Below are 23,233 nucleotides of genomic sequence, written 5' to 3' on the forward strand. Positions count from 1 at the left end.
CTTAATTCATTGAAATGTGGATGATTTTAAAAACTGGCATTCCCTTTGCTAAATAACACTCATCTTGTATACCAGATGGGATGCCAGTTATGTCACCGAGTTCACCGCTGTTTACGCCTCTGACGCTTGCTGAGTGGCGCAGGGAATATCAGGACGATCCGACGCGCATTACGGAAATTTATTCCGCCGCTTTTACGAATGAAGAAAATAACGATTCGGCGTGGATAACCCGCGCCAGCCCGTCGCATCTTGAAGCCCAAATCGCGCCGTTACTGGCGGCCATCAACGAGGGCAAAAGCCTCGCGGATTTTCCGCTCTTCGGCGTGCCGTTCGCGGTGAAAGACAATATCGACGTTGCCGGGTTACCCACGACGGCCGCCTGTCCGGCGTTTGCGTATACCCCGCAAGAGGATGCCACCGTTGTGGCGAAACTCAAAGCCGCAGGCGCTATCGTGCTTGGCAAAACCAATCTGGATCAGTTCGCGACAGGGCTGGTCGGCACTCGCTCGCCCTACGGCGCGGTGCCGAACACCTTTAACCCGGCCTATGTCAGCGGCGGCTCCAGCGCCGGTTCGGCGTCCACGGTGGCGCGCGGGCTGGTCGCTTTCGCGCTCGGCACCGACACCGCAGGCTCCGGGCGCGTCCCGGCCGGGTTCAACAACATTGTCGGCCTCAAACCCACCAAAGGCTGGCTGTCGAACCGTGGCGTGGTGCCCGCGTGCCGCCTGAACGACTGCGTTTCCGTTTTCGCGCTAAGCGCCGCCGATGCCTTTCAGGTGGCGAGCCTCGCAGGCGGTTATGACGCCGCGGATGCTTACTCGCGCGCTAATCCGCGTACCGTGCCCGCGCGTCTGCCCGCACAACCCCGTTTTGCGGTGCCTGACGCGCCCGAATTTTATGGCGACCGCCACAGCGAGGCGGCATATCACCACAGCCTGACGCGCCTCGAAGCGCTCGGCGCGACGCTGGTGCCGGTCGATTTCACGCCGTTTCGTACGCTTGCGGAGCAGCTCTATCAGGGCGCCTGGGTCGCCGAGCGCACCGTCGCGGTGGGCGAGATGCTCAATGAGCCAGCGGGCGTTATGGACCCGACCGTGCGCGGTATTGTGGAAGGCGGCCTGAAATACACGGCCTGCGACGCCTGGCAGGCGGAATATACCCGCGCCGCGCTCGCGCGCCAGATTGCGCAGGTGCTGGAGACCGTAGACGCGCTGGTGGTGCCGACATCGCCCACCATTCATACGCTTGATGAAATGAAAGCAGAGCCGGTGCGCTACAACTCGCACTTCGGCTACTACACCAATTTCACTAACCTGGCGGATCTCTGCGCGCTGGCGCTGCCCGGCGATTTCCGTGACGACGGCCTGCCGGCTGGCATTACGCTTATCGCGCCCGCCTGGCATGACGCGGCGCTGGCGCACTTCGGCGCGCTCTGGCAGCAGGCGGTGCCGCTGCCGCTCGGCGCAACGAATAAAGCGCTGCCCGCGGCCGAACCGTTCGCGCCATCGCCACACCACGTGCGCCTCGCGGTCGTCGGCGCCCACCTGCGCGGCATGCCGCTCAACCACCAGCTCACCACCCGCGACGCGGTGTTTATCGAAGAGACCACCACGGCGGCGGACTATCGCCTTTATGCGCTCGCCAACACCACGCCGCCGAAGCCAGGGCTTGCGCGTGCAGACAGCGGGCAGCCCATCGTGGTGGAGCTGTGGGATATCCCGCTCGCGCGCTTTGGAGAGTTTGTCGCGGAGATCCCGCCGCCGCTCGGTATCGGCACGCTGACGCTCGCCGATGGCCGCGCGGTAAAAGGCTTTATCTGCGAACCGCAGGCGCTCGGGAGCGCCACCGACATCACGGAATGGGGCGGCTGGAAAGCCTGGCTTGCCCGCCACCAGAGCGCCTGAGGAGAAAATCATGTTCAGTAAAGTGCTTATCGCCAACCGCGGCGAGATCGCCTGTCGCGCCATTCGTACCCTGAAAAAAATGGGCATCGCGAGCGTCGCGGTCTACTCAACGCCGGATCGTAACGCGCAGCATGTGCTCGATGCCGATATCGCCATCGCGCTCGACGGCGACGCGGCGCGCGACACCTATCTTAACGTCGATAAAATTCTCGCAGCGGCGAAAGCGAGCGGGGCGCAGGCGATTTTCCCCGGCTACGGTTTTCTTTCCGAGCGCGCTGAATTCGCAGCGGCGTGCGAAGCCGCGGGCCTGGTATTCATCGGCCCGACGCCGCAGCAGATTGGCGATTTTGGCCTGAAACACCGCGCCCGCGCGCTGGCGGCACAGGCGGGCGTGCCGATGACGCCGGGCAGCGGGCTGCTGCGCTCGCTTGAGGAGGCAACCCAGGCGGCAGAAGATATTGGCTACCCGGTGATGCTGAAAACCACCGCGGGCGGCGGCGGCATCGGGCTCACGCGCTGCGACGACGCGCCTTCGCTGGCGCAGGCCTGGGAGAGCGTCAGACGCCAGGGCCTGCAGTTTTTCAGCGATGACGGCGTGTTTATAGAGAAATTCATCAGCCGTGCGCGTCACCTGGAAGTGCAGATCCTGGGCGATGGCAAGGGTTACGTGGCGGCGCTCGGCGAGCGCGACTGTTCGCTCCAGCGTCGTAACCAGAAAGTGGTGGAAGAGACGCCCGCGCCGGGTCTGCCGCAGGCGACCCGCGAGGCCCTGCACGCCGCCGCGGTGGCGCTCGGCGAATCGGTCAATTATCGCAGCGCAGGCACCGTGGAGTTTATCTATGACGCCGGGAGCGATCGCTTCTGGTTTCTGGAGGTCAACACCCGCCTTCAGGTGGAGCACCCGGTAACCGAGGCCGTGACGGGGCTGGATCTTATCGAGTGCATGATTAATGTGGCCGCGGGCGAGCCGCTGGACAGGGCGCGGCTCGCAAAAGCACCGCAGGGCGCGTCGATTGAAGTGCGTCTCTATGCCGAAGATCCGCTGAAAAACTTCCAGCCGTCGCCGGGGCAGCTTACTGACGTGCATTTCCCTGACGGCGTGCGGGTCGATGGCTGGGTCAGCACCGGCGCGGAGGTCAGCGCCTTTTACGATCCGATGATCGCCAAAATCATCGTTCACGGCGATGACCGCCCGCAGGCGCTGTCGAAACTGCGTCAGGCGCTCGACGCCACACGCCTGCACGGCATCGCCACTAATCTTGATTATCTGCGCCAGATTATCCGTCTGGAGGCGTTTGAAAACGCCACCATGTGGACGCGCCTGCTGGATGAAGTGAGCTACCACGCGCACGCCATCGAAGTGCTGGAGCCAGGCACCTGGAGCAGCGTGCAGGATTATCCGGGCCGTCTGGGCTACTGGGATATCGGCGTGCCGCCGTCCGGGCCGATGGACGATTACGCCTTCCGGCTGGCGAACCGTATCGTGGGTAACGCGCCGGAGGCCGCCGGGCTCGAATTCACGCTTCAGGGGCCGACGCTGCGCTTTCACAGCGACGCTATCTTCGCGCTCACCGGCGCGGACTGCGACGCAAAGCTCGATGGCGAACCGGTCGCCTGCTGGCAGCCGGTTACCGTCCGCGCCGGACAGACGCTGACGCTGGGCCGCGCCCGCACAGGCTGTCGCGGTTATCTGGCGGTGCGTAACGGCATCGACGTGCCGCAGTATCTCGGCAGCCGTTCCACCTTCGCGCTCGGGCAGTTCGGCGGCCATGCCGGACGCACGCTGCGCCCCGGCGACGTGCTGGCGATATCGCGCCCGGCGCTCGCCGCCTGCACCACGCCTGCGCCCATCTCGCCGCCCCGGACGCCGGAGCCGGGGGTTATCCCGCGTTATGGCGAGGTCTGGAATATCGGCGTGCTCTACGGGCCGCACGGCGCGCCCGATTTCTTTACGCCCGCGTCAATGGACGCTTTCTTCGCCGCCGAATGGCAGGTGCATTACAACTCCAACCGTCTCGGCGTGCGGCTGGTCGGCCCGAAGCCGGAGTGGAGCCGCGCCGATGGCGGCGAGGCGGGGCTGCATCCGTCTAACGTCCATGACTGCGAATACGCTATCGGGGCGATTAACTTTACCGGCGACTTCCCGGTGATCCTCACCCGCGACGGGCCGAGCCTCGGCGGTTTTGTCTGCCCGGTCACCATTGCCCGCTCGGAGTTGTGGAAAGTCGGTCAGGTGAAGCCTGGCGATCGCATTCGTTTTCATCCGGTAAGCATCGAACATGCGCAGTCGCTGGAGCTGGCGCAGGAGGTGGCCTGCAACCATCTGCGCGCGGTGACGGCCCGCCCGGATGAGACGCCGACGCTGCTGCCCGGCATAACCGGAAGTGCGGCGATTTTAGCCGAAGTGCCTGCGCAAAATGGTCTGCCCGCCGTGGTGTGGCGGCAGGCGGGCGACAGCTACATTCTCATCGAATATGGCGACAACGTGCTGGATCTGGCGCTGCGACTGCGTGTGCATCTGCTGATGAAGGCGATTCGTTCGAGCGGCGTCGAGGGCGTGGAGGAGCTTTCACCCGGCGTGCGGTCGTTGCAGGTACGTTACGACAGCCAGCGTCTGGGACAGCGCGCCTTGCTGACGCTGCTGATGAGCCTTGAAAAACAGCTTGGCGATGTGGAGTCGCTGAAGATCCCCTCGCGAATCGTCTGGCTGCCGATGGCGTTTGAAGACAGCGCGACGCTTGGGGCGGTAGAGCGTTACCAGCAGACCGTGCGCGCTCAGGCACCGTGGCTGCCGAATAACGTCGATTTTATCTGCCGCGCGAACGGGCTGTCGCACCGCGACGACGTGAAAAAGGTAGTGTTCGACGCGAGCTACCTGATCCTCGGGCTGGGGGATGTCTATCTCGGTGCGCCGTGCGCGGTGCCGGTCGATCCGCGCCATCGCCTGCTCAGTTCGAAATATAACCCGGCGCGCACGTGGACCGCCGAGGGCACCGTCGGCATCGGCGGGATGTATATGTGCATCTACGGCATGGATTCGCCCGGCGGCTACCAGCTGGTGGGCCGCACGTTGCCCATCTGGAACAAATTCCTCAAAAACCCGCAGTTCGGCGAGGAGCCGTGGTTACTCAAATTCTTCGATCAGGTGCGTTTCTACCCGGTTAGCGAAGTCGAACTGAATGATTTCCGCGACGCTTTCCGCGAGGGCCGCGCGTCTGTCCGCATTGAAGAGAGCGAGTTTGATTTTGCGGCATATCGCGCCTTTTTAGCGGCTAACGAGCAGGATATTGCCGCGTTCCGCGAGCGTCAGCAGGCCGCGTTCAGTGCCGAGGTGGCGCACTGGCACACGCAGGAGCCGGAGGATGACCCCCATGAGGCGCAGGCAGAAGATGAGGCCGAAAGCGAAGGGCAGCTGGTGAGCGCCGATCTCAACGGCAACATCTGGAAGATTCTGGTCGAGCCGGGCCAGCGGGTGAAGCAGGGCGAGCCGCTTATCGTGGTGGAGGCCATGAAGATGGAGCTGATGGTGCATGCGCCGGTGGATGGCGTGGTGGCGCGTATTCGTTGTCAGCAGGGGCGGCCTGTGGCACCGGGCGATGCCCTTTTGTGGCTCAGTTGATCTGACATGCCAGGCGGCGGGTGCGCTGACGCTTACCCGCCCTACAACGCAAGCCGCCCCGTAGGGCGGGTAAGCGTCAGCGCACCCGCCACATTAAACCATGCACGGAAAGCCCGTAGGGCGGGTAAGCAACGCGCACCCGCCATGTTAAACCAGACGCAAAAAGGAGGCGCTATGCCGCTTACCGCCCGACACCGCGAGGCGCAACCGGAGGCGCAGGGCGATCGCATCTACCGGCTGATGAAACAGGCAATCTTCGATTTCCGCCTTCTGCCGGGCGATCGCTTCAGCGAAAACGACGTCGCCGCGCGCATGGGGGCAAGCCGCACGCCGGTACGCCAGGCGCTGCACCGGCTTGAACAGGAAGGCTATCTCGACGTCCAGCCGCGCAGCGGCTGGCAGGTGAGGCCAATCGATTTTGACCATCTGGAGGCGCTCTACGATCTGCGCATCGTGCTGGAAACCGAAGCCGTTGCGCGCCTCTGCGCCTTACCGGCGCACGTCACGCCGCTGCCGCTGCGTGAGCTGCGCGAATTCTGGATTGACGCGCCGCCGCTCGCGGACGGCAGCGATGTCGCGCCGCACGATGAGGCATTCCACCTGACGCTTGTTGCCACCGCGGGCAACCCGGAAATGGCGCGCGTGCATCGTGAGGTCACGGAAAAAATCCGCATTGTGCGCCGCATGGATTTCACCCAGGCGTCACGCGTCAGCGCGACCTACGCCGAGCACGGCCAGATCCTGCTCGCCATTTTTGAACGCAACCTGAAGGAGGCCCGGACCCGACTGCACGACCATATCGCCCAAAGCCAGAAAGAGGTTCGCAAGATTACGCTGCACGCCCTGCAACAGGCGCGGCGTGGCGCGTCAGATTAACCGTACACACAGCATCCATTATCAGGAGTGACCTTATGCATCGTCGTACTTTGTTAAAAGCCTTCGCCCTTTCCGCCTCGGTCATCAGCATGGGGTTCGCGTTCAGCGCCCAGGCCGCCGACACCATTAAAGTGGGCATTATGCACTCGCTCTCCGGCACGATGGCGATATCGGAAACGCCGCTCAAAGATGTGGCGCTAATGACTATCGATGAGATCAACGCCAAAGGCGGCGTTCTCGGTAAAAAGCTGGAGCCGGTGGTGGTCGACCCGGCCTCCAACTGGCCGCTGTTCGCCGAGAAAGCCCGCCAGTTGCTGAGCCAGGATAAAGTCGCGGTGGTCTTCGGCTGCTGGACATCGGTATCGCGCAAATCGGTGCTGCCGGTCTTTGAAGAACTCAACGGGCTGCTCTTCTACCCGGTGCAGTACGAAGGCGAAGAGATGTCGCCGAACGTTTTCTACACCGGCGCCGCGCCTAACCAGCAGGCGATCCCGGCGGTGGAATACCTGATGAGCGAGGACGGCGGCGGCGCGAAGCGCTTCTTCCTGCTCGGCACCGATTACGTCTATCCGCGTACCACCAATAAAATCCTGCGCGCGTTCCTGCACGCCAAAGGCGTTCAGGATAAAAACATTGAAGAGGTCTATACGCCGTTTGGCTACAGCGACTACCAGACGATTGTCGCTAACATCAAAAAATTCTCCGCGGGCGGTAAAACGGCTGTCGTATCCACCATTAACGGCGATTCCAACGTGCCGTTCTATAAAGAGCTGGCGAACCAGGGGCTGAAGGCGACCGACGTGCCGGTGGTGGCGTTCTCGGTGGGCGAAGAAGAACTGCGCGGGATCGACGCCAAACCGCTGGTGGGCAACCTGGCCGCGTGGAACTACTTCGAGTCGGTGGATAACCCGGAAAACAAAAAATTTGTCGCCGATTACCGCGCTTACGCCAAAGCGCACAAGCTGCCGAACGCCGATACCGTCGTGACCAACGATCCGATGGAAGCGACCTATGTCGGCATTCATATGTGGGCGCAGGCGGTAGAGAAGGCGGGCACGACGGATGTCGACAAGGTGCGCGCGGCGATGGCCGGGCAATCGTTCAAAGCACCGTCCGGCTTTACGCTGACGATGGATAACACCAATCACCATCTGCATAAACCGGTGATGATTGGCGAAATCGAGGGCAACGGCCAGTTCAACGTGGTGTGGCAGACCGAAGCCCCGGTGCGCGCGCAGCCGTGGAGCCCGTATATCGCCGGGAACGACAAAAAAGCCGATACGCCGGTGAAAACCGCCAGCAATTAAGGGGCGGTCACGGGCCACGCAATTGTGCCGGTTAATGTGGCGGGTGCGCTTCGCTTACCCGCCCTACATGGAATAAACGTGTTTTGTAGGGCGGGTAAGCGAAGCGCACCCGCCGTAAAAACCCTGTAACCGCGCACCCGCCATAACCGCCTGCAAGCCACAACGGTTGCAAAGGAGATAACCATGACATTATTCCGCTGGCTGATGGTCGCCGTCTTGCTGGTGCCGTGGCTCGCCCGCGCCGGTGACGCCGATGATTTTGCGGCCGCCAACCGAAGCACACAGGCGACGCTGCTGCAAACCTGGGCGACAGCGCCGGACGCCGCCCGTCTGCCGCTGCTGGTCGCGCTCGGCCAGGAGAATCTGGTCGTTGATACGCAAAAGCATCCGTTCGCACAGCGCCCGGAAGGGTTGACCGCGCTTGGTAGCGTCGCCACGCCGGTAGGCGCGGTAAAACCGCTTCGGCTCACCAATCGACTGCGCAATCTGGCTGCCGCGGCGCTGGCCGCGCATCGCCTGGTGAGTGACAACGTCACGCAGCGCCTGGAGGCCGTCCGCGCCTTACAGCGCGACGGCGACCCGCAAATGGCCTCCTTACTGACGCAGCGCCTGGCCGTTGAAAAAGACGACACCGTGCGCTACGCGCTCGCCACCGCGCTCGCCAGCCTGCAACTGGCAAGCCCGGATGCGACGGTGCGCCTGAATGCCGTCACGCGGCTTGGCGAATCCGGCGATCCGCAAACCCGCGCGCGGCTCCAGCCCTTTACCGACGCGGCCAGCGAGCCTGACGCCCGGGTGCGCGAGGCCGCAGCCGCAAGCGTTCGTGCAATTGACCATCGCCTGCTGGTGGGCGATCTGCTCGGCCAGGCGTTTATGGGGCTGTCGCTCGGCTCGATTCTGCTGCTGGCCGCGCTCGGTCTTGCTATCACCTACGGCCTGCTTGGCGTTATTAATATGGCCCACGGCGAAATGCTGATGCTCGGCGCGTACGCCACCTGGTGCGTGCAGAACGCGCTGGCGGAATTTGCACCGCAGTGGCTGACGTTCTATCCACTGCTGGCGCTGCCGGTGGCGTTTCTGGTGACGGCCTGCGCCGGGATGGCGCTTGAGCGCACCATTATTCGCCACCTGTATGGCCGCCCGCTGGAGACGCTGCTCGCCACCTGGGGCATCAGCCTGATGCTTATCCAGCTGGTGCGCATGGCGTTTGGCGCACAAAACGTCGAGGTGGCGAACCCGGCCTGGCTCTCCGGCGGCATTCAGGTGCTGCCGAACCTGATCCTGCCGTGGAACCGGCTGGTGGTGATGGGTTTTGTCATGCTGGTGCTGTTTTTCACCTGGCTTGTGCTCAATAAAACGCGGCTTGGCATGAACGTGCGGGCGGTGACGCAAAACCGCGCGATGGCCGCCTGCTGCGGCGTGCCCACCGGGCGCGTCGATATGCTGGCCTTCGGGCTTGGCTCCGGTATTGCGGGGCTTGGCGGCGTGGCGCTCTCACAGCTTGGCAACGTCGGGCCGGAGCTCGGTCAGGGCTACATCATCGATTCGTTTTTAGTGGTGGTGCTGGGCGGCGTTGGTCAGCTCGCAGGGAGTGTGGCGGCGGCGTTCGGTCTGGGCATCTTTAATAAAATCCTCGAGCCGCAGGTGGGCGCGGTGCTTGGCAAAATCGCCATCCTGGTGATGGTTATCCTGTTTATTCAGAAACGCCCGCAGGGGCTGTTCGCACTCAAAGGGAGGGCCGTGGAATGACGCAGCCGGTGACTTTAACGCTGGTCCGAAAAGCGCCGCGCCTGAGCGTTATCGCAGGCGGGCTGGCGCTGGCGGCGCTCTTCGCGCTGCCGTTTCTGACGCTGTTACCCGCAAGCCACCCGCTCGCGGTCTCCACCTGGACGCTGACATTAATGGGCAAAATCCTCTGCTACGCGATTGTCGCGGTGGCGCTGGATCTGGTCTGGGGCTACGCCGGGCTTTTATCACTCGGCCACGGAATTTTCTTCGCGCTCGGCGGCTACGCGATGGGCATGTACCTGATGCGCCAGGCGGCGGGCGACGGGCTGCCCGCGTTTATGTCGTTTCTCTCCTGGAGCGAGCTGCCGTGGTACTGGTGGGGCACGTCGAATTTTCTCTGGGCGCTGCTGCTGGTGGTGCTGGTGCCGGGGCTGCTGGCGCTGGTTTTCGGCTTTTTTGCGTTCCGCTCGAAAATCAAAGGCGTCTATTTTTCCATCATTACCCAGGCGCTGACCTTTGCCGGGATGTTGCTCTTTTTTCGCAATGAAACCGGCTTTGGCGGCAACAACGGCTTTACCGGCTTTACCACGCTGCTCGGGTTTTCACTCACCGCGACCGGCACGCGCATCGCGCTTTTTATCGCCACGCTTGCCTTGTTGCTGGCCTGCCTGGCGGTCGGGCTGTGGCTCGCGCGCAGCAAATTTGGCCGGGTGCTGACGGCGGTGCGCGACGCGGAAAGCCGCCTGATGTACTGCGGCTACGATCCGCGCGGCTTCAAGCTGCTGGTCTGGACGATTTCCGCGGTAATGTGCGGCCTTGCAGGCGCGCTCTATGTGCCGCAGGTCGGCATCATTAACCCCGGCGAAATGTCGCCGACCAACTCCATTGAAGCCGCCATCTGGGTGGCCCTCGGCGGGCGCGGCACGCTGGTGGGGCCGGTGTTCGGCGCGCTGCTGGTGAACGGGGCCAAAAGCCTCTTTACCGTGGTAATGCCGGAGTACTGGCAGCTCTTTTTAGGGCTGATATTTATTCTGATAACCCTGTTTCTGCCGCGCGGTGTGGCGGGGCTTTTGCGCAGAGGAGAGAAATAATGCACGCCACGGATACGCTCTATACCCGGCAGTATGAGACCGACCGCTTTCGCGCCGAGACCGATCCGGTGCTGCAACTGGAGAGAATCAATGTCAGTTTTGACGGCTTCCAGGCGCTCACCGATCTGACGCTCTCGACCGGCGTCGGCGAACTGCGCTGCATTATCGGCCCCAACGGCGCGGGCAAAACCACGCTGATGGATGTGATTACCGGTAAAACCCGGCCCCAGAGCGGGCGCGCGATTTACGATCAGCAAACCGACCTGACGCGCCTTGAGCCGGTGGAAATCGCCCGGCGCGGTATCGGGCGCAAATTCCAGAAGCCGACGGTGTTTGAGGCGCTGACGGTGTTTGAGAATCTGGAGCTCGCGCAAAAGGGCGATAAATCGGTGCGCGGCACGCTGCGCGCGCGGCTGAATGCCGAGCAGACCGACCGTATCGACGCGATGCTGACAACGCTGCGCTTAGGGGCAGAGCGCCAGCGCCAGGCTGGCGCGCTCTCGCACGGGCAGAAGCAGTTTCTGGAAATCGGCATGCTGCTGATGCAGGAGCCGCATTTGCTGCTGCTCGATGAGCCCGCGGCGGGCATGACCGACGCGGAAACCGACTACGCCGCCGAGCTGTTTCGCGCGCTGGCGGGCAAACACTCTCTGATGGTGGTGGAGCACGATATGGGCTTTGTGGAGACCATCGCCGACAAAGTGACGGTGCTGCATCAGGGCCAGGTGCTGGCGGAAGGCTCGCTTGCCGAGATTCAGGCCAACGAGCAGGTGATCGACGTCTATCTCGGGCGTTAAGGAGCAACGATGTTAAACGTGGATGAACTGCATCAATACTATGGCGGCAGCCATATCCTTCGCGGCGTGTCGCTTGAGGCGCGCACGGGCGAGGTGACCTGTCTGCTCGGGCGCAACGGTGTGGGCAAAAGCACGCTGCTGAAATGTCTGATGGGGCTGATTCCGGCGAAAACCGGCTCGGTCACCTGGCAGGGCGACGTTATTACCCGTTATAAACCGCACCAGCGCGTGGCGGCAGGCATCTCGTATGTGCCGCAGGGACGTGAGATTTTCCCGCGGCTGACGGTGGAGGAAAACCTGCTGATGGGGCTGTCACGCTTTCGCGGTGCAGAGGCCAGAAGCGTGCCAGAGGAGATTTATACGCTCTTTCCGGTGCTGAAATCGATGCGCCAGCGGCGCGGCGGCGATCTCTCCGGCGGGCAACAGCAGCAGCTCGCTATCGGCCGGGCGCTCGCCAGCCGCCCGCAGTTACTGATCCTCGACGAGCCCACCGAAGGCATTCAGCCGTCGGTCATCAAAGAGATTGGCGACGTTATCCGGGCGCTGGCCGCCCGCGGCGATATGGCCATTCTGCTGGTGGAGCAGTTTTACGATTTCGCCGCCGGGCTTGCGGATAACTATCTGGTGATGTCCCGCGGCGCTATCGTACAGCGCGGCCCCGGCGCTGCGATGGAAGCCGACGGCGTGCGAGGGCTGGTGGCGATTTAATACTAGTAAAAAGGCTGGCAGGAGGCTGGCTTTTTATTATCGACTTGATGAATTCTTATTTAACAGCGCTAAACGAGCGCGGGTTATCTGGCGGGCTCAAAGTTTATCTTTATCGTGATATTATTACACGCGTATTATCAAAGGGATTTAACTGATGACCGCAACGGATGATTTTTAATGCAAAATATTGAGAAAGAAATCATCGAATTCATAGATCGGGATTATAACCCCAGAAAGTATTTTCTCTTTGGCCCCAAACGTCCCGTGACGCTCGACACCCGTATCAGAGACGACCTGAAACTTGTCTTCGAGGATAATGAAGAACTACTGCAAACCTATTTCCACCGCTGGCGTGTTGAGCCGGGTAACTTTGAAATACTCGATTATTTTCATCCCGGCTATTTAGGAAGAAAAGAGCCTGACCCGCATAAACCTCTCACCATCGCAATGCTGGTGGAGAGCGCAAAGGCGGGGCGCTGGCTATATGAATAAATCTCGTTAAACTTCTGATGAGTTCACTACATTTATCAACGAAACGCACTGAACGCATTCTGGCATAAAAGGATAAAAGATCATGGATAACGATTTCAGGCGTTTCTTCTGTGAGATAATTTTCCGGCCCTTAATGGTGCTCGTCTCCATGTCCTGCATATTCATATTACACGATGCACTCTATTATTTTGTCTGGCGGGTGTTTTATGGCGCTTATAGCGTTCGGGTGAACGTCTCGCTTAATTTAGCCTTGTGGTATGGCATATTTCCAGCATTCATTATAATGGCGTTATTACCGCTTCGCTTAATGAAATGGCATTTGTTGCTGATGCTTTTAATACCGGTAATGCTCTTTGGCTTCGGTGGCTCAACACATCTCATACTCTGTATATTGTTAAGCTTTTACTGGCTACTCGGTTGTGGGCTGATGCTTTTTATGAAATATGTGGTCTATCGGCAGGTCGCCGTTTTACTCAAAATCCCTCCGCTATAAAACGTGCGGGCCAGGCGTTTACCCGGCCCGCACTATACTCAGCCCGGTTGCTTCACACCGACTACCTTTACCTGCTGCGATTCAACATCACGAACCAGCCAGTACAACTCATCAGGCGTGAGATGGCATATATCATCACCATTACGGGGCCAGCGGAAGGTGCCCCATACAGGCACGGGCTACACAACCATGCATACGCCATGTTTATCCCCCGGAGTACTTTTATGCGGGAACAACCTTGATAGTAAAGGCAGCCCCGTTATGCCATTGAGCATTATGTTCGTTCTGGTCGTGCTATGTCAGACTATCGATACCCCGGTTCATATCGATAGGTTTCACGGCCAAGAATAGATTATCAGGTGTCAGCATGGCGAAGAGCCCGGAAAGCGTCGGTTAATTGAAAAGGCTTGCAGCACATCAGTATATCGTCGGGAAGGAAGAGAGTGATAGGCACATGAAATCGCCACAGATAATCCAGACACTTCCGGGCCGCTGATAATATTGGTTTTCGTACTCAGTTGGTGGCATCTGATCGCCCGAACCATGCCGACGCTTACTGTTATAAAACATTTCGATGTAATCAAAAATATCGCTGCGGGCTTCTTCCCGCGTTCCGTAGATCTTTTTCTTTATCCGCTCACGTTTCAGTAACCGGAAAACGCTTTCTGCAACCGCGTTATCGTGACAGTTACCACGACGGCTCATACTCCTCACCAGTCCGTGTGATTTCAACAACGACTGCCACTCATGGCTTGTGTACTGACTGCCCTGATCAGAATGAACCAGCACCTGTTTTTGAGGATTGCGTCGCCACACGGCCATCAGAAGTGCCTTTAGAACAATATCTTTTGTCATCCGGGGCTGCATTGACCAGCCGATAACCTTACGCGAGAACAGGTCAACAACCTCAGCCAGATACAGCCATCCTTCGTGGGTCCTGATGTAGGTTATGTCCGTTACCCAACGCTTATCCGGAGCATCCGGATTGAACTGCCGCTGGAGCCTGTTAGGCGACACGATACTGGCTTCGCCTTTACGTGCCCGTGCGCTACGGTACCCAACCTGAGCTTTTATTCCGGCACGCTTCATCAGCCGCAAGACCCGGTTCACTCCGCACTGCTGCCCGGTATCACGCAGATCGAGATGGATCTTGCGATAACCATAGACGCAGCCAGACTCAAGCCAGAACTGTTTGATCTGCCCGGTCAGCATCTGGTCTGCATGGTGACGCTGTGAATGTGGCTGCTGAAGCCAGAAATAAAATCCACTCGGATGTACATCCAGAACCCGACAGAGCAGGCGAACAGGCCAACAACGGCTGTTGTCGCGGATAAAGGCGTACCTCACTCGGACAGCTTTGCGAAGTACGCCGCGGCTTTTTTTTATATGTCCCGTTCGTCGGTAACCCGCTTCAGCTCTTTCTGGAGACGGCGAATCTCGGCCTGGGCATCCGACTGTGCATTATTAGTGGAAGAATCCGGACCGTACTTCTTTATCCAGGCGTAAAGACTGTGGGTGGTGATACCGAGACGTGTCGCCACGCTGGAAACAGAATGACCGCGCTCACAACTTGTTTTACCGCTTCAATTTTAAACTCTTCGGGATAACGCTTACCGCTCATGGGCATCTCTCTTTAAGCCATCTTAAATGACTCTGAGGTGTCTGTTAAACCCGTGGCGATTCACCCTTGCCGTGGCGGTGTACCGCATATCCGGCACAGACAGTCAGTTTTTTCTGGCAGCTTAAATTTGACACTGCTTAATATAATGATTCATTAAACAGGTTCAGTATGCTGCCAGATCGTTTTGTCGTAATGGGCGTCCGTTAGTTTTCAACTAACTGAACGACGACCAGCCTGCCGCCTTCCTCCTTTGACAGAACAAACTGAGAGTTATTCGTCAGTTCAATTTTTTCCCCAATGGCAATCTGTCGTTTATCCGGTAATGACATAAGCCCATTTATGCCTTCATTTACTAACCACCACTGATCATTATGGAAAACAAAATACCCAACTCGTTTCCTTTGTGCATCGGTTGTGCGCTCATTTGGCGCAATGAGGCGATTCACATGCCAGGCATAGATTGACTGTCCGCTCCATACAATCAACCGGTGGTCGTCAGGACGATAGCTGCCTTCCTTTCGGGAAGAATATAAATTCAGCACGGGTAATTTACCCTTGTATGGCGTACCGCAGTAGGGACAAACTGGCTTAGTCTTACCCGAGAAAACGTACCATTTCTGTTCACACGCCTTGTTCTGGCAGGGCTGTATCAGATCGACTGTTTTAACCAGGGCACTTTCCCACTCATCGGCGGTCGGGCGTTTAGTGGCATCGTGTAAGCCATCAATAAAGGCGCGTTCAAACAAAGGCGTCAGATAAGGGCCCATGATGGTGTAAGGAATTTTCTCCGGGTCAGCCCAGGGCAGTGAAAAGGAGGATAGCTGACTGACTTTGACTGCATTGCTTTTGTCTGTGGGATGTTCAATGAAGAGTGCCTTCTCACCCATAGATAAGGTCTCATCACGTACTTCATCAGACATGTCATGTATTTTCCCGCCACGTAGCGGATGACGGAAGAAAAGATACATATAAATAAGCACCGACAGCGCATAGCGGTCAGTCGTAATGCTTGGCAATACGCGGTTCGGATCTTCTTTGGAAAGATGGCTGGTTTTCACCACTTCCGGAGCGATAAAATCCGGGGTGCCCACGACGTCGGGAGGATACTTTCCAGGGACAACCAGTCCGTCTACGTCAATGATGCAGGCATGGCCCATTTCTGGATCGACCAGCACGTTTTTATAGCTTAGATCGCTGTGACAGAGACCTGCCGCATGCATCCTTCTGACGGCTCTTGTCAGCAGAAGACAGACCTTGAGATAGGTAAGCGTATTGCCTCGTTCACGTGGGTCGAGAAATTTATTCTGGTTGCTGGCGCTGGCAAACCATTTGCCTTCCTTTTCACGGCCTTTTATGCCCAGAAAATCATCGTTTTTAGAGCCGTATTTAAAGAAAAAGTAGCTTTTGTAGGTTGGAACCACGATGCCGATTTTATCCCCATGCTCAACAACGTGGGTCGGCCAGCAAAACAGGTCCTTCCAGTATTCACCTCCGGACTGGCCAAAAATGTTTTGCCTGTAGCGTCCGGTGATCATATCAATCCGATCACGGGCCTGCTCGTTCTGCGTTTTATGATAAAAAGCGACGACGTATGTTTTATCAGGCGAAAAGTAAACATCCTTCATCGAGCCCGAACCAATTACCTCGTCAACATACTGGACTGTTTCGCCGTCCTTTGTTTTGCACGTAACAATATTTGCCATATTGATCACCGAAGAAGCGTATCCCTTACCACAACACCGCAATAGTGCGGTCATCGTGGTTCCCTGTGGAGAAAAAGTTAAGCCAGTCGCCTAACCTCTCAGGCGCAATACTGGCGTCTGTAAGGACAGGGATGAGCTCATCAAGGAGACGGGTCCATTTTTCGTCACTGCGAAGCCCGTTATCCGTCTCAAACAGAGGGTCTGATACGCCATCTGTCATGAGGATCAAGTGAGATACATCATTCCATTTACCCACGCTGATGCGGCCGCTAAACGAGGGGTCTGCGATAATGCTCTGGTCAAGAAAGAGGGTTTGTCCTGCGTATTCTCCGCTATCGGGATTTCCCAGTATCCTGACTTTACCGGAAGGGCTGTATGCACCTATCGCACCATCACCAAGCCAGAATGCAGCCGCAAACAGCTCTTTTTCAGTTCGTAGCGCTACAGTTGCCAGTAGGGTTGTTGAATAGGATTTCACAGGTTGTTCTGCACAAATGGCTTCGTTTTGGATACTGTTGACCGCGAGCGTAGCTGCCTGTTTAAAATGATGAAGCATGGCGTTTATGGTTGCCTGCTGATCGCTCCCTTCCCACGCCGTGATGCGCTGCTTTAAATGGACGCCTTTCAAACCACTGAGCTGATTGAAAAGATAATCGCCAGCCGTTTGGACTGCAATCCGGGAGCCTTCCCGGGAATTTACCGCACTACCGGCCCCGTCTGCGACCAGCATGACAGACCATCCTGTTTCCTGGCAGTGGTTGATATAGAAGTCGTCATCTCTGAAGCTGCCGACATGCTCATGAGAGCGTCCCCGGCGACTGGCGGCAGCAATACGTATGTCACCCCTGACCAGACCAGCAGAGTCCAGATGGGACTTAGGATAAGGAGCGTCTGCTGGTGGTTCTACCACCTTCCACAGGCTCCTCGGATCGGGATTTATTATAAAAAGCTGCTTTGTTTCACATTCATCGTGCGAAGCGCATGACCAGAGTACTGACAGCTCAATATCGCCGCTTTCGGTGGGTGTACCTGTCAGCAACTCATGTTCTTTGTTAAAGGACAGGCCAATGTTCCGGGGAAAGACAACGTCCCTGACAGTAGCCTGCTGACCTTCATCCAGAACGATAACAACCGGCGAAGAGAAATGTTCGCCTGCGCGGGCGTTGGGTAAAGTTATTTTAGCTTTCGGGGGAACGGCAGGTGGCACAGCTAATCCGGCCCGCTGCTGGCCTGTCGGTATCTCCCCGGGTTTTAATGCCGGGGAAGACGGGTTTTCGTCTTTGCTCTGTGCTGGTTTATCAAATTCGTAATAAGGCATCAGCTTCCAGAACGTAGGATGAGGTTCATTTTCCGGCAGGGGTTGCAGTAATAATGTATCGGTAGAGTCAATGCCCGGGTTATCAGCATCAGTCCCGGCCGTTTGTTGCTGATCGAAAAAACTGGATGCTGACGAGGCGGCAATCTCTCCGTCGTTATCACCATCTCTAACTCGCGCAGATAAACCCTGTGCAAGGCTCTCAATCCGCTCTTTAAGCCGCATAATCTCTTCGGTAAGGGATGGGTCCTGCGATATAAGAAAAAGCCGCTCCCCTTCTACAGGGTGGCCCAGCTCAGACAGAACTAAGCGGATAATCTTCTCTTCAAGTAAAGCATTTTGCGACATCAACCTCTCCCTCTGTTTACGTCGAAGTTAGTGTTTCCGCCATCATTGCTGAATGACAGGCCTGTTTCACACCACGGGCAGATCACGTCATCCGGGCCGTCAATGCACAGCAATTTTCCGCATGAGCACAGGGCAAACGCACTGGCATTACCGCAGTGGGGGCAACCCGGTACGCCATGCAGTTCGCTGGTGTTTACCTGCAAACCGGTAGCGGTGGCATCTGACCATGCAAAATAGTCCTCATCGATGGGATAGCATCCGGCAATATTAAAGCTGTTCAGGTTCAGGCTGAAATCGAGCCCGGAAACCCTTGCTGGTGGCCGTTCATACTTCATCAGGTACGGACGACGGGTCTTGCTGCAACGGCCGGTAAGCGTAACGCAGTTTTCGTCGTACGCTTTTACTGGCTCGTCCTTGGCCAGCCGGACTATGTATTCAGTCTGGCTGAGCTCAGGTTGTTTGTCGTCCCCGACACTGCGGCTGTGCGCCGTAACCGAGGCCGTGATCCATTTGATGAAGCGGGTAAAGTCCCCTTCTCGAGACTCGGTGAACAGCATGACATTCTCTGTCAGTTGCCGCAGGATATTCAGGTCCGCTGACGGCCCCAGGCCAACGGCAATGAGATTCACTTTACTCGCGTAGTGATCCTTCCAGCGCTTCACTTCTGCGGTTGTGTCGTCAGTCGGACGTCCGTCGGTAAGGAGGTACACGACGGGTTTCCAGTCGCCTTTAGCCTCATGAGTGGTTTTTCTGACCTGGGTATCAATTTGCACGGTCAGCTCACGCAATGCGGCCCCAAGGCTCGTACCGCCGCCAACGGGAAGGCGGGGAGGGTAGAACGAGGCAATTTCGTGAAGAGGTACAATCGTACGGGCTACACCGGCAAAAGCGATTACCGAAACCCAGGCTGTTTCAAGTGCGTGTGGATCCTTTCTTAAATCTCCGACGATCATTTGCAGACCATCAGTCATTTTTTTCAGGTTTTCACCAATCATGGACTCTGAACAGTCCAGGACAAAAAACACGGGAAGGCGTCTCATAATTTTCCTCGTACGGCTGGTACGGCCAGCAGAAAACGTTGCTGTACAGGAAGGTGCTGCCCGGAAAGCAGCACCTTTCTGTCTGTCAGAGCACCAGCTGGATTTCTGGTGGAGGAGGGGGAAGGGTATCAGTTCCGTTATTGATCCCCGCGCTTGTGCTGCCGGAAGACACGCTGGCCGATACCCATTTAAAGAAACCTGCAAACGCGGTTGAATCTAGCGTCTCCAGAGACACAACCTTATCGGTGAGCTGTTTTAAGTGCTCATGGCCTGCTTTAGGACCAACGGCGCAGGCAATGATGGATCCGAATCCCCGGCCGCGAATAGCTTTTACCGCTTCACCGTACGCCAGGGCATCAGAAGGGGTTCCATCAGTCATCAGGAATACCAGAGGACGCCAGTCTCCTTTGGTATCACCATCTGAGCGACGCACATCCCGTTCAACACACTGCATCAGACATTCAAGGGCAGCACCGGTGAAGGTCCCGCCTGCGCTTGGTACAACGATGTCAGAAAACTGGAAGTCTTCCAGCGGCGTGAGAGGAATGAACTCACGCGCCTCATTGTCATAGGTGATAATGGAGATATGAACGCTTTCGAGGGCGTAGGGATCCTGGCGAAGAGCGCTAAGCATCGCTTGAATTCCAACGTTAACGGAATGGATGGACTCACCGCGCATCGAGCCGGATGTGTCGATAACAAGGTAAACAGGCAGGCGGCGCATCAAATGTAATTCCTCAGGTGCGAGACAAACGAATCTGATTCTGAAGGCTCACCAATTGCCCTGAGTTTCCAGCCTGTAGCCTCGCGTATCAGCTCGGCAAAAACCATGGAGCGCTGGCTGGCGAATGCGGGTCCGCCAGAAAGATCGAATCGTGCCATTTCAATATTACGGGCATCTACTGCCCGGATGAAGGCATTCTGAACTTTACCAAAGTGCTGCTGGAGCTTTTCACCATTGTAGATCTGAACGATGAACACAATTTTCTCGTACTGAGCGTCAAGGGAATTCAGGCGCACAATAATTTGCTCATCGTCACCGTCACCGGCTCCGGTTCGGTTATCGCCCGTCAGCCAGATATTGCCTGACTTATGGCGAAGGCTGTTGAAAAAGATGATATCGCCATTCACAAGCGTTGGTTTGCCATTTTCCACATTGCCGAGATCGGTCACCTTTCCGGCTGAATTACACAGGAAAGCGACCACATCAAGGTCGTATTCTTCTTCTTTCTTACCAAAGATCCCGCCGAGGAAACCTTTTTTTTCCTCATTAATATCCCAACCGAGGCCGATAGTAACGGACGAGAGATCGTATTCATTTTTTTTCAGGCTTACGCCCTGACCTTTGCTCAGACTGACAGACATGATATCCCCTTAATCAATAAAATTATAAGACCACATTTACCTCTGGCGGCGGTGGTGGCAGGTCTTCAAGACCGATCACTTCTTTTTTGCTGGATTCCACTTTTTGACTGCCTACCGAAATGCTCGCACTGACCCATTTAAAGAAAGCTTTAATAGTCGAACTGTCAGCTGTATCCAGCTGAACCACGATTTCAGTGATTTCTTTGAGGGCGCTGGTATCGGCATCATGCCCGGCTGCACATGCCACAACAACGCCGGTTCTGGCCGCTTTAAAGTCATTCAGGCCTTTACGCCAGTCATCATTCGGACTTCCATCTGTCATCAGGAATACAAGGGGACGCCAGTCACCTTTTGTGTCAGCCGTCGTTTTCTGTACTTCTTTGGCAATGGAGCTGGCCGTGAGAGTAAGCGCTTCGCCAAGAGACGTGGTGCCGCTGGCTGTTAGTGCTGGCATCTGGAAACTCAGGAGGTCTGTCAGGGGGACTGCCTGTCGGGCTGAAGAATCAAAGGTGATCACTGACACGTAAGCCGTTTCGAGTGCATACGGATCCTGTTTCAGCGTGGTAAGCAGCGTCTGAACGCCATTCTTAACCGCTTCGATAGGCTCTCCGTGCATAGAGCCGGACGTGTCGAGTAGCAGATATACGGGTAAGCGTCTCAAATGTAATTCCTTCTTAAGAGATCGGAAGAGGAGAGTAGTTTCAGGAAGAGGCCAGAATTTGTTGATTTGATATAACGGCACGACATCTGTCGGGTGGAGATTAAATACTCAGAAGCGGCATTATAGAAATAAGTTAACCACCATTGAATAACCGACATGTGAATGGCCTCTTATCAACAGAAAAAAATTCAGACCGTACTGGAATATAAGATTCCGAAAAAAAATCCGGCAAAAATAAAATTTCTTATGTATGAAAATCATCATACATCACAGATCTGCATAAATGGAGTGTAAATCGCCCAAAGATTGATGTGTAGCACAAGAGGATGTCAAGACACCAGGTTTTGTAGGCAGTAAGGCGCTACTGACATTGCGGAAGGAGAATAGATCAAAACTCCGTCACGCCAATACAGAGGTGAAATATGACAAAACCGGAGTTTTCACCCCGGTCTGAGATTTAGCGTCAGGACTTTTTAGCGCTGTATTCTTTTATCAGTTCATCAACGGAGTGCAGAGCCAGCTTCTCTACCGCTTCACTTCGGGTCGAGCCACTCAGCGCAGCCAGACGGTCAATTTTTTTTAAAATCCGCATGCGTAGCGATAATGACACGGCTGTTTTTTTATCCTTATCGAGTACGACCTTCCCTGTGGACTCACCGGTTTTCAGTTCAGCATTCTGTGCGAGCGCTTCATTCATCCGGCGAAGTGTCTTTTTATCCAGCTGGCCCGGATTAACGAGATGATAGGAATGACCTGCCTTGCTGTATTTGATTTCTGCTGAATATGACTCGCGTAGCTCTTTGAGGGCCCGGGTTAATGTCGGCTCTGAGCATTCCAGACTGGTTATAATGTCGGCAGCGGAAACGGGCTTGCCGGTGCCCAGTAAGTTGGCAAGCTTAAAAATCCGGGCCTGTCTGGTATTTAATTGCATCGTAAGATTTAGCCTGCTTAAAGGGTTAGTGGTTCAATAGGCTGAAAAATGAAGGTACTGCTCATCTTTCGAATAACCGGGTGATCGCCTAACGCTTCAACCGGATCAATGTGTTCTATGCCTGCAAAATTTACTAACGACATCTGGCTGCGAGTGCATTTGCAGGACAGGATATACTCATCCTCCAGATAACCGGTCCGCTTACTGACCCGTTGCGTAAAGCCTGACACAATCACGTTGTCGAACGGTAGCGTATGTAAAACGATACCGACCAGGCGGAACAAGCAGCCATGGACGTGGCGGGCATAGTTTTCGCGTACGGCTTTTTGCGTCATGGCTTTTTCCGTCAGCTCCGTACCCCGGGCATTAACGCCGTAAATCTTATCAGGGAAATCTTCAATCTCAGCTAAATCAACATCCAGCAGGACTGCTGATAGCTCCGGCTTTACTTCAAATGCAACAAGCGTTTCACGCGGCCATTCAGTTTCTGCCAGCACACCCGCCAGGTATGATTCGAAAAACGCGGCGTCTGTCCGGAACTGCTGCCGGGCATCTGCCTGAGCCGTGGCGAGCCGTTTTTCATGTTCTTCAGCCTCAAACTTCCAGTTTGCATACTGTTCGGCCCAGGCCGTCCGTTGTTGCTGGTACCGGTGCTGTCGAAGGGTATTCTCCCGCTCCACATCAATCAGCTCCTGCTGCCACCGGCGAAGATTCTCGGCGTGGCGCTCAGCTTTAGCTGATTCCGATTCAAACCATTTACCCAGAAAACTAATGCCTTCGCTCTCGGCAGGCTTTTTCGGCAATGCAAGGTATTCTGGCTTTTCAGGACGCAGCGGTGCCGGAACCTGAAAAGGAGATGTGCTGTTATGCAGGTATACTGCTTCCAGCTCTGCCCAGCTGATGCCTGTTTTTGGATCCGGCGTCAGCTCGTGAATATTACGGATTGCGGTCACCGCTGACATGAGTTCAGCGGCTTCCTGCTCAAGCGCCTGTCTGAGCCCGGGGTCGGTTGCCGTCCGGTTTCCACGTCCGGAACGCGCGGCACGGTCAAGCCGGGTACGGTAACTCAGCCCGGTACCGGGCAAGCCCAGATTGGCATAGGTCCCCCGGCTACCAAAAGAAACGGAAGCACCTCTCGGCCCGACACTCAGGCTCGGTGCACCGTTACTCAGGTTGAGGCGAACGCCAGGAATAATGTTGATCGACTTTCTGAACCTGAACCCCATTATGATTT

Annotated in this window: 18 protein-coding genes and 2 pseudogenes; 10 read left to right on the forward strand and 10 right to left on the reverse strand. The window is 56.7% G+C overall.

Annotated elements, in window-relative coordinates:
- The first annotated feature begins 89 nt into the window (after window positions 1–89).
- The 10 genes from atzF (at window position 90) to G6041_RS05055 (ending at window position 13,015) form a co-directional block, all read left to right on the forward strand.
- Entirely contained in the window at window positions 90–1,904 is a 1,815-nt protein-coding gene (gene atzF, locus G6041_RS05010; RefSeq protein WP_012124716.1) for an allophanate hydrolase, read from the forward strand.
- Between the two features lie 10 nt (window positions 1,905–1,914).
- Window positions 1,915–5,523 (forward strand): urea carboxylase, encoded by a 3,609-nt coding sequence (uca, locus tag G6041_RS05015; protein ID WP_084999397.1) that lies wholly within the window; start codon window positions 1,915–1,917, stop codon window positions 5,521–5,523.
- 174 nt (window positions 5,524–5,697) lie between these two features.
- Window positions 5,698–6,399, forward strand: a complete 702-nt coding sequence (locus G6041_RS05020) for a GntR family transcriptional regulator (RefSeq protein WP_032989506.1) — start codon at window positions 5,698–5,700, stop codon at window positions 6,397–6,399.
- A gap of 35 nt (window positions 6,400–6,434) precedes the next feature.
- On the forward strand, window positions 6,435–7,706 hold the full coding sequence (urtA, locus tag G6041_RS05025) for an urea ABC transporter substrate-binding protein (protein ID WP_012124719.1): 1,272 nt from the start codon (window positions 6,435–6,437) through the stop codon (window positions 7,704–7,706).
- A 183-nt stretch (window positions 7,707–7,889) separates the two neighbouring features.
- On the forward strand, window positions 7,890–9,455 hold the full coding sequence (gene urtB, locus G6041_RS05030) for an urea ABC transporter permease subunit UrtB (RefSeq protein ID WP_012124720.1): 1,566 nt from the start codon (window positions 7,890–7,892) through the stop codon (window positions 9,453–9,455).
- Window positions 9,452–10,525, forward strand: a complete 1,074-nt coding sequence (urtC, locus tag G6041_RS05035) for an urea ABC transporter permease subunit UrtC (RefSeq protein WP_012124721.1) — start codon at window positions 9,452–9,454, stop codon at window positions 10,523–10,525. Before urtB ends, urtC begins: the two co-directional genes overlap by 4 nt.
- Window positions 10,525–11,322, forward strand: coding sequence for an urea ABC transporter ATP-binding protein UrtD (urtD, locus tag G6041_RS05040; RefSeq protein WP_012124722.1), 798 nt, complete (start codon window positions 10,525–10,527; stop codon window positions 11,320–11,322). The genes urtC and urtD overlap by 1 nt, the downstream gene beginning before the upstream one ends.
- Window positions 11,323–11,331: 9 nt before the next feature.
- Window positions 11,332–12,030 (forward strand): urea ABC transporter ATP-binding subunit UrtE, encoded by a 699-nt coding sequence (urtE, locus tag G6041_RS05045; RefSeq protein WP_012124723.1) that lies wholly within the window; start codon window positions 11,332–11,334, stop codon window positions 12,028–12,030.
- Between the two features lie 177 nt (window positions 12,031–12,207).
- Entirely contained in the window at window positions 12,208–12,522 is a 315-nt protein-coding gene (locus G6041_RS05050; RefSeq protein ID WP_012124724.1) for a DUF1493 family protein, read from the forward strand.
- A gap of 82 nt (window positions 12,523–12,604) precedes the next feature.
- Entirely contained in the window at window positions 12,605–13,015 is a 411-nt protein-coding gene (locus tag G6041_RS05055) for a hypothetical protein (protein ID WP_012124726.1), read from the forward strand.
- A gap of 355 nt (window positions 13,016–13,370) precedes the next feature.
- Here the strand turns inward: G6041_RS05055 and G6041_RS05060 are convergent.
- The 10 genes and pseudogenes from G6041_RS05060 to G6041_RS05105 all read right to left on the reverse strand — a co-directional run.
- A pseudogene (locus G6041_RS05060) lies at window positions 13,371–13,466 on the reverse strand (IS66 family insertion sequence element accessory protein TnpA); the annotation flags it as partial.
- A pseudogene (locus tag G6041_RS05065) lies at window positions 13,433–14,636 on the reverse strand (IS3 family transposase). The pseudogenes G6041_RS05060 and G6041_RS05065, both read right to left, overlap by 34 nt.
- Before the next feature lie 203 nt (window positions 14,637–14,839).
- Entirely contained in the window at window positions 14,840–16,339 is a 1,500-nt protein-coding gene (locus G6041_RS05070) for a helix-hairpin-helix domain-containing protein (RefSeq protein WP_012124730.1), read from the reverse strand.
- A 25-nt stretch (window positions 16,340–16,364) separates the two neighbouring features.
- Window positions 16,365–18,002: a PP2C family serine/threonine-protein phosphatase gene (locus G6041_RS05075; protein ID WP_012124731.1), complete on the reverse strand. Its 1,638-nt coding sequence runs from the start codon at window positions 18,000–18,002 to the stop codon at window positions 16,365–16,367.
- Window positions 18,002–19,042, reverse strand: a complete 1,041-nt coding sequence (locus G6041_RS05080; protein WP_012124732.1) for a TerY-C metal binding domain-containing protein — start codon at window positions 19,040–19,042, stop codon at window positions 18,002–18,004. The genes G6041_RS05075 and G6041_RS05080 overlap by 1 nt, the downstream gene beginning before the upstream one ends.
- A gap of 85 nt (window positions 19,043–19,127) precedes the next feature.
- The gene (locus tag G6041_RS05085; protein ID WP_001253658.1) at window positions 19,128–19,766 is read right to left on the reverse strand and encodes a vWA domain-containing protein; all 639 of its coding nucleotides are present in this window, start codon (window positions 19,764–19,766) and stop codon (window positions 19,128–19,130) included.
- The gene (locus G6041_RS05090; RefSeq protein ID WP_012124733.1) at window positions 19,766–20,407 is read right to left on the reverse strand and encodes a TerD family protein; all 642 of its coding nucleotides are present in this window, start codon (window positions 20,405–20,407) and stop codon (window positions 19,766–19,768) included. Before G6041_RS05090 ends, G6041_RS05085 begins: the two co-directional genes overlap by 1 nt.
- Window positions 20,408–20,429: 22 nt before the next feature.
- Complete coding sequence (locus tag G6041_RS05095; protein ID WP_041460500.1) at window positions 20,430–21,068, reverse strand: vWA domain-containing protein; 639 nt, start codon at window positions 21,066–21,068, stop codon at window positions 20,430–20,432.
- 463 nt (window positions 21,069–21,531) lie between these two features.
- The gene (gene terW, locus G6041_RS05100; protein ID WP_012124737.1) at window positions 21,532–21,999 is read right to left on the reverse strand and encodes a tellurium resistance protein TerW; all 468 of its coding nucleotides are present in this window, start codon (window positions 21,997–21,999) and stop codon (window positions 21,532–21,534) included.
- Between the two features lie 17 nt (window positions 22,000–22,016).
- Window positions 22,017–23,225 (reverse strand): DUF4236 domain-containing protein, encoded by a 1,209-nt coding sequence (locus G6041_RS05105; protein WP_012124738.1) that lies wholly within the window; start codon window positions 23,223–23,225, stop codon window positions 22,017–22,019.
- Window positions 23,226–23,233: the final 8 nt, after the last annotated feature.

The organism is Cronobacter sp. HA18003 (genome assembly GCF_011605905.1).
GTDB classification, from domain to species: domain Bacteria; phylum Pseudomonadota; class Gammaproteobacteria; order Enterobacterales; family Enterobacteriaceae; genus Cronobacter; species Cronobacter sakazakii.

Bases quoted from the DNA above. Each gene is read 5' to 3' on its own strand.
- atzF (WP_012124716.1), top strand. From the start codon at position 90: ATGTCACCGAGTTCACCGCTGTTTACGCCTCTGACGCTTGCTGAGTGG.
- uca (WP_084999397.1), top strand. From the start codon at position 1,915: ATGTTCAGTAAAGTGCTTATCGCCAACCGCGGCGAGATCGCCTGTCGC.
- G6041_RS05020 (WP_032989506.1), top strand. From the start codon at position 5,698: ATGCCGCTTACCGCCCGACACCGCGAGGCGCAACCGGAGGCGCAGGGC.
- urtA (WP_012124719.1), top strand. From the start codon at position 6,435: ATGCATCGTCGTACTTTGTTAAAAGCCTTCGCCCTTTCCGCCTCGGTC.
- urtB (WP_012124720.1), top strand. From the start codon at position 7,890: ATGACATTATTCCGCTGGCTGATGGTCGCCGTCTTGCTGGTGCCGTGG.
- urtC (WP_012124721.1), top strand. From the start codon at position 9,452: ATGACGCAGCCGGTGACTTTAACGCTGGTCCGAAAAGCGCCGCGCCTG.
- urtD (WP_012124722.1), top strand. From the start codon at position 10,525: ATGCACGCCACGGATACGCTCTATACCCGGCAGTATGAGACCGACCGC.
- urtE (WP_012124723.1), top strand. From the start codon at position 11,332: ATGTTAAACGTGGATGAACTGCATCAATACTATGGCGGCAGCCATATC.
- G6041_RS05050 (WP_012124724.1), top strand. From the start codon at position 12,208: ATGCAAAATATTGAGAAAGAAATCATCGAATTCATAGATCGGGATTAT.
- G6041_RS05055 (WP_012124726.1), top strand. From the start codon at position 12,605: ATGGATAACGATTTCAGGCGTTTCTTCTGTGAGATAATTTTCCGGCCC.
- G6041_RS05070 (WP_012124730.1), bottom strand. From the start codon at position 16,339: ATGGCAAATATTGTTACGTGCAAAACAAAGGACGGCGAAACAGTCCAG.
- G6041_RS05075 (WP_012124731.1), bottom strand. From the start codon at position 18,002: ATGTCGCAAAATGCTTTACTTGAAGAGAAGATTATCCGCTTAGTTCTG.
- G6041_RS05080 (WP_012124732.1), bottom strand. From the start codon at position 19,042: ATGAGACGCCTTCCCGTGTTTTTTGTCCTGGACTGTTCAGAGTCCATG.
- G6041_RS05085 (WP_001253658.1), bottom strand. From the start codon at position 19,766: ATGCGCCGCCTGCCTGTTTACCTTGTTATCGACACATCCGGCTCGATG.
- G6041_RS05090 (WP_012124733.1), bottom strand. From the start codon at position 20,407: ATGTCTGTCAGTCTGAGCAAAGGTCAGGGCGTAAGCCTGAAAAAAAAT.
- terW (WP_012124737.1), bottom strand. From the start codon at position 21,999: ATGCAATTAAATACCAGACAGGCCCGGATTTTTAAGCTTGCCAACTTA.
- G6041_RS05105 (WP_012124738.1), bottom strand. From the start codon at position 23,225: ATGGGGTTCAGGTTCAGAAAGTCGATCAACATTATTCCTGGCGTTCGC.